Raw genomic sequence first — 9,388 nt, forward strand, 5'->3', positions numbered from 1 at the left:
TCCAGAGCGGGGAATCGGCGGCAATCCCCACACTTCCCGGCAGACGTTGCCAGAGTATGCTCTGTAAGATGGAAGCAAACTTCATGACCACAATCAGGACTAAACTGGATGCAACCCCCAGAATCAGCGCGGGGATCGACAATAACAACATGGTTCTGGCTCGCGGATGGAGCATGTTTTTTTCCTTAATACCGTGTCTTACGTTCAGTTTGCCGCGTCAGCCAGATGGCATCGCTGCAAATGGTGCTGAAACGATAAAGTTATTGTGTGACCTGGATCGATATTTTCAGGGGACTCGCTTTTCTGAGATTGTTGTTATGCCCCCGTATATTTACAGTGTGGCAAAGACTTATTTTGACTTTAGCGGAGCAGTAGAAGAATGACAAAGTATGCTTTAGTAGGTGATGTCGGCGGCACCAACGCTCGTCTTGCTCTGTGTGATATCGACAGTGGTGACATCTCGCAGGCTAAAACCTATTCCGGTCTGGACTATCCCAGTCTGGAAGCTGTCGTGCGTGTTTACCTCGATGAGCACAAGGTGAAAGTGGACGCGGGCTGTATCGCGATCGCCTGTCCGATTACGGGTGACTGGGTGGCTATGACCAACCATACCTGGGCGTTTTCTATTGCGGAGATGAAAAAAAATCTCGGTTTCAGTCATCTGGAAATCATTAATGATTTCACTGCGGTGTCGATGGCGATCCCGATGCTGAAAAAAGAGCATTTGATCCAGTTTGGCGGCGCGGAACCGGTTGAAGGTAAACCTATCGCAGTGTATGGCGCGGGCACCGGTCTGGGGGTATCGCATCTGGTTCACGTCGACAAACGCTGGGTTAGTCTGCCGGGCGAGGGCGGTCATGTCGACTTCGCGCCGAACAGCGAAGAAGAGGCGATCATCCTGGAGGTCCTGCGCGCTGAGATTGGTCACGTCTCTGCAGAACGCGTGCTTTCTGGTCCGGGTCTGGTGAATTTGTACCGGGCGATCGTCAAATCTGACGGACGTCTGCCGGAAAATCTGCAGCCAAAAGATATTACCGAACGTGCGCTGGCCGACAGCTGCACGGACTGTCGTCGCGCGCTGTCGCTGTTCTGTGTGATCATGGGGCGCTTTGGCGGCGATCTGGCGTTAACGCTGGGTACCTTTGGCGGCGTCTACATTGCGGGTGGCATCGTGCCGCGCTTCCTGGAGTTCTTCAAAGCCTCGGGTTTCCGTGGCGGTTTTGAAGATAAAGGTCGCTTTAAGGCCTACGTTCAGGATATTCCGGTGTATCTGATTGTTCACGATAACCCCGGTCTGCTCGGTTCCGGCGCGCATTTACGCCAGACGTTAGGCCAGATTCTGTAAGTCTCGTTCCACAGGAAAACCGCGTGTCTCACGCGGTTTTTTGGTCTCTGTTCTCTGCGTCGCACGGGTCTACAGTTTATGACCAGGCGGCATCCGTAACCCTGTCCGAGCATAACGAGACCCGTAAACCACGTCCGCCAACTGGTATCGCCGCAAAAATTGCAGGTATAATCTCAGACATCATTCCACAGGTTTATAAGTAAAGATGACGAAACTTACCTTACAAGAGCAGATGCTAAAAGCGGGTTTAGTAACCAGCAAAAAAATGGCGAAAGTCCAGAGAACGGCTAAAAAATCACGCGTGCAGGCTCGTGAGGCAAGAGAGGCGGTTGAAGAGAATAAAAAGGCACAGCTTGAGCGTGACAAGCTGCTCAGTGAGCAGCAAAAACAGGCGACGCTGGCGAAAGAATTTAAAGCCCAGGTAAAGCAACTGATTGAAATGAATCGTATCACTGTCGCAAAAGGCGACATTGGCTTTAACTTCACCGATAACAATCTCATCAAGAAAATCTACGTTGATAAGCTGACCCAGACGCAGTTGATTAACGGACGTCTGGCGATTGCGCGTTTGTCTACCGATAACAGCGCCGAGAGCGAATACGCGATTATCCCGGCCAGCGTCGCCGATAAAATTGCGCAGCGTGACGCAACCAGCATCGTATTGCACAGCGCGCTGAGTCAGGAAGAGCAGGATGAAGACGATCCGTATGCTGATTTTAAAGTGCCTGATGATCTGATGTGGTAAGTCGTATTCAGAACGGCGCGGCGTGATGCACGTTGATGCGCTCCCCGCTAATGGGGTGAGTAAAGCGTAATTCGCTGGCGTGTAGCATCAGCCGTGTGGTTTGTTCTGTACCGGGCAGCAGGCGACCGCCATACAGGTCGCAACCCAGAATAGGGTGCCCCAGTAGCTGGCAGTGAATGCGTAGCTGATGCGTCCGTCCGGTCTCCGGCGTGAGCTGGACCCGCGTCAACGGCAGTATAGTTCCGTCGTCCTGCGGTTGGTTAATTCGTGCGACGACCTGATAACGTGACCGCGCGGGTTTGCCATTGACCGGGCTAATTGACATCAGCGGGAACCGTGCCGGATCGTTGGCTATCGGCGCATCAATCACTCCTTCGTCAGCGTCCAGATGTCCGCAGAGCAATGCGCAGTAGACTTTACTGACGGTGCGCTGGCTGAACTGGTGGCAGAGGGCGGCATTGACGGCCTTATTACGCGCCACGACCATCAGTCCGGACGTGCCGAAATCCAGACGGTGGACCAGCGTGCAGCCAGGATATTGCTAAACCAGCCGATAGTGTACCGAATCGAGATTTTGTGGATTTTTCCCTGAAAGACTGAGCAGCCCACTGGGTTTATTGATCAACAGCAGGTGAGCGTCCTGATAGAGCGTCTCTATCTCGTCGTTGCACGGTGGGGCAATAAAGGTATCAATAATCGTAGACATCAGGCTGCCCGACGGGAAAGTGGGTGCGGATGATAACCCATTTTCAGCCGACCGGCGAATGACGGTGGCTTGACTTTCTCTCGTGTCGCTAAAATTTATCATCCAGACTTAAGCCAAAGACGTGGCCTGCGCAGGCAATGTGCTTTACACTGCGCGCTGCAAAAATTGAGTAGATTAACCAGACGGTAATGGCGATGAACGGAACAATCACAACGTGGTTTAAAGATAAAGGTTTTGGATTTATCAAAGATGAGAACGGCGATAATCGCTATTTTCATGTGATTAAGGTTGCCAACCCTGAGCTTCTCAAGAAAGATGCGGCGGTAACCTTTGAGCCCACCACCAACAACAAAGGTCTTTCTGCGTATGCGGTGAAGGTCGTGCCGGACAGCAAATATATCTATATCGCGGGCGAGCGTCTTAAGCTCACCTCGATTAAGTCCTTCGTGGTATTCAGTGAAGAGATCCCGGCCGACACGCCGATTGATAAAGAAAAAGCAGTGCTCTCTGTCGGGCTGCTGATGAGTAACATCCGACCGAAAACTACGGCGACACCGGGTGAAATGCGTACGGTAAAAAAACTGGCGATCACCACTTTCCAGGGCACGACATTAATCTTCTCGGAAGATGAGATTGATATCGAGTCCACGGTTAAAATGCTCAAAGTTTGATTTTTGTGCTGCCGCGCAGCAGCACGGTTCAGCCGACTACAGATGCATTAACTGGCGGAATTCTTTGACCTTACTGCGGCTTACGGGAATTTCAAATTCCAGATCCTTGAGCCGCAGAATATAGGTATTGTTGAACCACGGCTCGATCTCGCGAATCTTGTTCAGGTTGACGCAGAACGAGCGGTGACAGCGGAAAAAATGCGAAGGCGGCAGTTTGTTGCAGAACTCGGTGATGTTGATGGGCATCACGTACGATTCCCGCCGCGTATAAACAAACGTCATTTTCTCATGCGCTTCGGCATAATAGATATCGTTGATCGGGGTAACGATGATCCGCTCATCTTTAATTAGATTGATGGTGTCATTTTCACGCGCCACGGGCCCAACCCCAGCCGCGCCAGACTGTTGCTGCTGCCAGGCCGCCTCCAGTTTTTGCAGCATTCCGACAATTCGCGATTCCTGATACGGCTTGAGAATATAGTCAAACGCTTCCAGTTCGAACGCTTCAACCGCATGTTCTTTCCACGCGGTAATAAACACAATAAACGGCTTATGGGCGAACTGGCTGATATTTTGCGCCAGCAGAACGCCGTCCAGAGACGGAATATTGATATCGAGAAAAATGGCGTCAACGCGCTGATGCTGCAAAAACTTCAGCACATCCAGACCGTCGTCAAACGTCCCGACAATCTCCATCTGGCTATGTTCTTTAATCAGCCAACTGAGTTCCTGTTGGGCGAGGAATTCATCTTCAACGATGATGACTTTCACAGTGTTACTCCGGCTTAAAGCAATAACGTGGCGGGCGTAGCCGTTGCCGAACGCTGGTTGGGGACATAAAAGGCGATTTCGGTGCCTGGTTCCAGGCGGCGTATATGCAGGCCTTCACCAAATAACAGCTTAACGCGATGATGGACATTAAGCAGGCCAATTTTATTGCCCGGCATTTCGTTGGACTCCACGCGCTCGATCACTTTCGGATCGATACCGTGGCCGGTGTCCCTTACCGCAATGCGCACCCGGTTGCCGCACTCGGCGACGCTAATCGTTACCACGCCTTTCCCTTTGCAGGGCTGAATGCCGTGGACGATGGCGTTCTCCACTAACGGTTGTATCAGCAGGCTGGGAATGGTGCAGTTGACCTCTTCATCAATATCATAAATCACGGTCAGCTTGTCGCCAAAACGGGCCTGTTCAATGGCAATGTAATCCTTGATTTGATACAGCTCTTTTTTGATGTCGATCTGCTCGTCGTCCTTTAACTCAATGTTATAGCGCAGATAACGCGACAAATTAAAAATGAGCTGACGGGCAGTGTCTGGATTAAGTCGAATCGATGACGAAATCGCGTTCAGGGCGTTAAACAGGAAATGAGGATTAATTTTGCTTTGCAACGCACGTAGCTCTGCCTTATTTGCCATTTCCCGCAATTGCTCGGTGCGGGAGACTTCGAGCTGGGTTGAGATAATCTGCGACAGACCCACCGCCATCTCCTGCAATGATGAGGTGATTTGATGGGCGTGACAGTAGTAAATTTTTAGCGTACCGGTCACCACGCCTTTTTCCCATAATGGAATGACCAGCATGGAGTGGATCTCCGGCGTGCGGTGCGCTTCATCATTGTTTTTAATGATGATTTCACCGTGATTGATCGCCTGCTGAGTGGTCGGACTGACGAAGTCATCGTGGTTGCGGTAGTTTGCTTCCCCGACGCCGACGTAGGCCAGCACATGCTGGGTATTGGTAATGGCGACCGCATCGGCGTGGATATCGTGACGAATGATGTCGCAGATCTGGCGCAGCGATTCGCTGTTGACCTTGCGAAACAGGGGCAGGGTTTTATTGGCGATATCCAGCGCCAGCTTGGCTTGCCGTGCGGCGCTCGCTTCTTTTTCCCCCTCAACGCTCTGAACCAGCAGCACGATAAACCCGATACAGACGCTACCGAGGATCATCGGAATACCGATTTTCGAGACAATATCCAGCCCCAGTTCAGTGGTTGGCGCCCAGAGGACCACCAGGATCATCGTCAGCGTTTCGCAAAGCATGCCGCCTAAAATTCCGGCGCGCCAGTGTTGGGCTTTGGGGATCCTGCGGTTAATCCAGCCCGCGAGGCAGCCCGCCAGAATGCTGGTAATAAAGCAGGGGATTGCCGTCACGCCGCCAATGTCGATCAGGTAACGGTGCGTTCCTGCGATCACCCCCGTAATAATGCCGACCCACGGACCAAACAGGATGCCGCCGGACATTACGGCAATGATCCGCACGTTCACCAGCGATCCTTCTACCGGTACACCAGACCAGGTACTGAACAACGCGAACATCGAAAAAATCGCGGTGACAGCAAGCAATTCCTTTGGCGTATGGGCAGACTTATGCAGCAGCTCGCGAAACAGGCGGATGCGGATGAGAAAGAACAGGCAAAATAGCATCAGCGCTGCGCGGTCAAACACGGCCAGCAGCATGGTAAATATTTCGTGCACGGGGGGACTCTTGCCAAAGGATTAAAGCCCTATGATAGGTAACCTCAGGGTGGATGACCAGCCTGCTGAGATCTTGCGGCTAATGAGGAAAAACCATAATTTTAAAAGGGGATTGATGGTTGATTGGTGTATTTACAATACATCTCATAAAACGCCCGCTTTCATAGTTATCATCATGGCAACAAAATGTTACTGGAAGGTAATATTGAGCGGTGTCGAAAACCTGTTATTTCCCCTTTTAAAATTGTTATTCCTCATTTGGAGAACGAAAAAATATTTTCCTTTCCCTCTCGACAGAAGGATTTTAATCAGGCTATTTTCTAAACGTGCCACCATCGTGGCAGCGTCGCTCGGACGGTCCGGGCGCTAACGTGAATCTGAGGAAATTATGGCTGACTCTCGCCCTGAACGTCGCTTTACGCGTATTGATCGTCTTCCCCCTTACGTTTTTAACATCACCGCTGAACTGAAGATGGCTGCGCGTCGGCGCGGCGAAGATATTATCGACTTCAGCATGGGGAACCCGGACGGCGCGACGCCGCCTCATATCGTCGAAAAACTGTGTACCGTGGCGCAGCGCCCGGATACGCACGGTTATTCAACTTCTCGCGGTATTCCGCGTCTGCGTCGGGCCATCTCCCGGTGGTATCAGGAACGTTATGATGTCGATATCGACCCGGAATCCGAAGCGATTGTCACCATCGGCTCAAAAGAGGGGCTGGCGCATCTGATGCTGGCCACGCTCGATCACGGTGATACGGTGCTGGTGCCGAACCCCAGTTATCCCATTCATATTTACGGTGCGGTGATCGCCGGCGCGCAGGTCCGTTCTGTTCCGCTGGTGGAAGGTATCGATTTCTTCAACGAGCTGGAACGTGCGATTCGCGAAAGTTATCCAAAGCCGAAGATGATGATCCTCGGCTTCCCGTCTAACCCGACGGCACAGTGCGTTGAGTTAGAATTTTTTGAGAAAGTGGTCGCGCTGGCGAAGCGTTACGATGTGCTGGTGGTGCACGATCTGGCTTATGCCGACATCGTTTACGACGGCTGGAAAGCGCCGTCCATCATGCAGGTGCCTGGCGCTCGCGACGTGGCGGTGGAATTTTTCACCCTCTCGAAAAGCTACAACATGGCCGGCTGGCGTATTGGCTTTATGGTCGGTAACAAAACGCTGGTCAACGCGCTGGCGCGGATTAAGAGCTATCACGATTACGGGACGTTTACCCCGTTGCAGGTTGCGGCGATTGCGGCGCTGGAAGGCGATCAGCAGTGCGTACGGGATATCGCCGAGCAGTATAAGCGTCGCCGTGACGTGCTGGTGAAAGGCCTGCATGAGGCCGGATGGATGGTCGAAATGCCTAAGGCTTCGATGTACGTATGGGCGAAAATCCCGGAACAGTATGCCGGCATGGGGTCGCTGGACTTCGCGAAGAAACTACTGAACGACGCCAAAGTATGTGTATCGCCAGGCATTGGTTTTGGTGATTACGGCGATACCCATGTCCGCTTCGCGCTGATTGAGAACCGCGATCGCATTCGTCAGGCGATCAGAGGGATTAAATCAATGTTCCGCGCCGATGGCTTGCTGCCAGCCGGGACGAAATCACCCTCTGAGACACTTGAGTAAAACCCAGTCCTTCCAAACGCAAACAGGAGCCATCGGCTCCTGTTTTTTTGCTGCATTGTTGTCTTTAGATCATCAGAGCAAACGTACCGGCCCAAACGATGACCATAAAAGAAATGCCCATAAAGAAATATTTCACTTTCATCTCTCCGCGCAATAACTGATACGCCTGAATGAATTTCATCTCATCTGATTATAGAGAGCTGATACCGGTAAAAACGAAACCCAGAATATTCCTCATTTCGTTTACGGCACCACCTCAGAATTCTGTGCGTTGATTGCTCCAGACGGCGCTAATGTACGCCTAAAAATGAGGCGAGACAAGAGGGATTTTTTTATTTACTTTTAGTAACTTACAACTGTCGTGATTCGGCGACAGTATAATTTCAGACGGTAATAAATCACATTTGAGCGACGCGATTGACGACCCGAAAAACGAGGATAAAAACCATAACATAATCAAGGTTATTGGCGAGTAACAGGCAATAAAAAAGGCCTTGCGGCCTTTTTTAAATGTAGAGTGAGGTTTCACCCATTGGACGGGTTTTAAAGCGGCGATGGATCCAGAGATACTGTTCGGGCGCGCGCATGATCTCTTTCTCGATAATCTTGTTCATATAGGCAGCAGCCTGATTTTCATCCGCCGGGTAGCCTTGCATCTCTGGTGAGATATACAGACGGTAGCCGCAATTACCGGCTTTTCTGACCATCGTTACGGTGAGCATCGCGGAACCTGACAGGCGCGACAACACATAGGTACCATTAGTGGTCGCTACGTTTTTAACGGCGAAGAACGGCGCGAAAGAACTGCCTTTCGGGCCGTAATCCTGGTCGGGGGCAAACCAGACGGCTTCCCCTTTTTTCAGGGCACCGACGATACCGCGCAGATTGTTTCTGCCGATCATCGCTTTATTCGAACGCATCCGTCCACGGGTCTGTACCCATTCCATCAGCGGATTGTTGTGGGGACGATAGGTTGCCATCATCGGCTGGCAAAGCCCCATTACCCGGCCACCCAGTTCCAGTGACATAAAGTGAACGCCAACGACCATCACGCCGCGGTTTTGCGCCTGCGCGCGCTGTAGGTTTTCCAGTCCCTCAACATCAAACCATTTACGCACGCGACGGTCAGGCCAGAACCAGGCCATACCGGTTTCCAGCAGCGCCATCCCGAGAGAACGGAAATTCTCTTCAATCATCTTTTCTCTCTGTTCCTGAGAATAAGACGGGAAGCAGAGCTCAAGATTTTTACGGGCAATTGACTCGCGACGTTTCAGTAAGGGGCGCGCCAGTGTGCCCGTCCGGGTGCCGAGAAAGCACAGAACAGGGTAGGGCAGTTGCACCAATAACCAAAGCACACCGAGGCCAAACCAGGTGAGCCAGTAACGCGGATGCAGAAACGCGCGGGAAAATTTGCATGTTGGGAACATAAACACCTTCTATAGATACCCATTTTTGTATCGCAGAAGATGAATTCTCCAACGCGGTACACTCAATGTCTTAGGCCATCATGTACGACAATGGTTCCTGCTAAGAGTGTAAAACTGCGTCAGGATAAAACCACGAGGGGCATGAATGCTGGACGTATAATGTACCATCAGGGGATTAATGTCAGCCACAAATAATTAATCAAGAAGCGTAAATATTTGCATGGCGTATAAAGGATAATGGCGTGTTTTTTAATTATTTGTTTTTAATAAGGTTAGAAAAGCGCAATGCGGAATATTCGTATAATTAGACTTGTTATAAAAAAGTTGTGAAATTTGCTGGTGGTGGCGCTTTAGTTTATGATGAAAAGTATAAGGAGAGTAAGG

General features: G+C 51.1%; 8 protein-coding genes and 2 pseudogenes. 4 read left to right on the forward strand and 6 right to left on the reverse strand.

Annotated features, from left to right (window positions below; genetic code table 11):
- A pseudogene (locus AB7E14_RS15235) lies at positions 1 to 175 on the reverse strand (ion channel protein); the annotation flags it as partial.
- 204 nt (positions 176 to 379) lie between these two features.
- Here AB7E14_RS15235 and glk point away from each other — a divergent pair.
- Together glk and AB7E14_RS15245 are read left to right on the forward strand one after the other, a co-directional pair.
- Complete coding sequence (glk, locus tag AB7E14_RS15240) at positions 380 to 1,345, forward strand: glucokinase (RefSeq protein ID WP_042999936.1); 966 nt, start codon at positions 380 to 382, stop codon at positions 1,343 to 1,345.
- A gap of 205 nt (positions 1,346 to 1,550) precedes the next feature.
- On the forward strand, positions 1,551 to 2,090 hold the full coding sequence (locus tag AB7E14_RS15245; protein WP_042999937.1) for a DUF2058 domain-containing protein: 540 nt from the start codon (positions 1,551 to 1,553) through the stop codon (positions 2,088 to 2,090).
- Positions 2,091 to 2,097: 7 nt separating this feature from the next.
- Here AB7E14_RS15245 and AB7E14_RS15250 read toward each other — a convergent pair.
- Positions 2,098 to 2,796 (reverse strand): annotated as a pseudogene (locus AB7E14_RS15250) (RluA family pseudouridine synthase).
- 188 nt (positions 2,797 to 2,984) lie between these two features.
- Between AB7E14_RS15250 and AB7E14_RS15255 the strand changes: the two are divergent.
- Positions 2,985 to 3,467 (forward strand): cold-shock protein, encoded by a 483-nt coding sequence (locus AB7E14_RS15255; RefSeq protein WP_316962448.1) that lies wholly within the window; start codon positions 2,985 to 2,987, stop codon positions 3,465 to 3,467.
- 36 nt (positions 3,468 to 3,503) lie between these two features.
- Here AB7E14_RS15255 and AB7E14_RS15260 read toward each other — a convergent pair whose 3' ends face one another.
- Positions 3,504 to 4,238: a LytR/AlgR family response regulator transcription factor gene (locus tag AB7E14_RS15260; RefSeq protein ID WP_042999940.1), complete on the reverse strand. Its 735-nt coding sequence runs from the start codon at positions 4,236 to 4,238 to the stop codon at positions 3,504 to 3,506.
- A 14-nt stretch (positions 4,239 to 4,252) separates the two neighbouring features.
- Positions 4,253 to 5,950 (reverse strand): sensor histidine kinase, encoded by a 1,698-nt coding sequence (locus AB7E14_RS15265; RefSeq protein WP_104446807.1) that lies wholly within the window; start codon positions 5,948 to 5,950, stop codon positions 4,253 to 4,255.
- Positions 5,951 to 6,338: 388 nt separating this feature from the next.
- On the opposite strand from AB7E14_RS15265, the gene alaC reads away from it, so the two are divergent.
- On the forward strand, positions 6,339 to 7,577 hold the full coding sequence (gene alaC, locus AB7E14_RS15270) for an alanine transaminase (protein WP_042999942.1): 1,239 nt from the start codon (positions 6,339 to 6,341) through the stop codon (positions 7,575 to 7,577).
- A 64-nt stretch (positions 7,578 to 7,641) separates the two neighbouring features.
- Here the strand turns inward: alaC and ypdK are convergent, their stop codons facing one another.
- Both ypdK and lpxP read right to left on the reverse strand, forming a co-directional pair.
- On the reverse strand, positions 7,642 to 7,713 hold the full coding sequence (ypdK, locus tag AB7E14_RS15275) for a membrane protein YpdK (RefSeq protein WP_010723117.1): 72 nt from the start codon (positions 7,711 to 7,713) through the stop codon (positions 7,642 to 7,644).
- A 370-nt stretch (positions 7,714 to 8,083) separates the two neighbouring features.
- The gene (gene lpxP / locus AB7E14_RS15280) at positions 8,084 to 9,004 is read right to left on the reverse strand and encodes a kdo(2)-lipid IV(A) palmitoleoyltransferase (protein ID WP_042999943.1); all 921 of its coding nucleotides are present in this window, start codon (positions 9,002 to 9,004) and stop codon (positions 8,084 to 8,086) included.
- Positions 9,005 to 9,388: the final 384 nt, after the last annotated feature.

Origin of the sequence: Citrobacter sp., assembly GCF_050252275.1 — a bacterium.
Taxonomy (GTDB): Bacteria; Pseudomonadota; Gammaproteobacteria; order Enterobacterales; family Enterobacteriaceae; genus Citrobacter_A; species Citrobacter_A amalonaticus.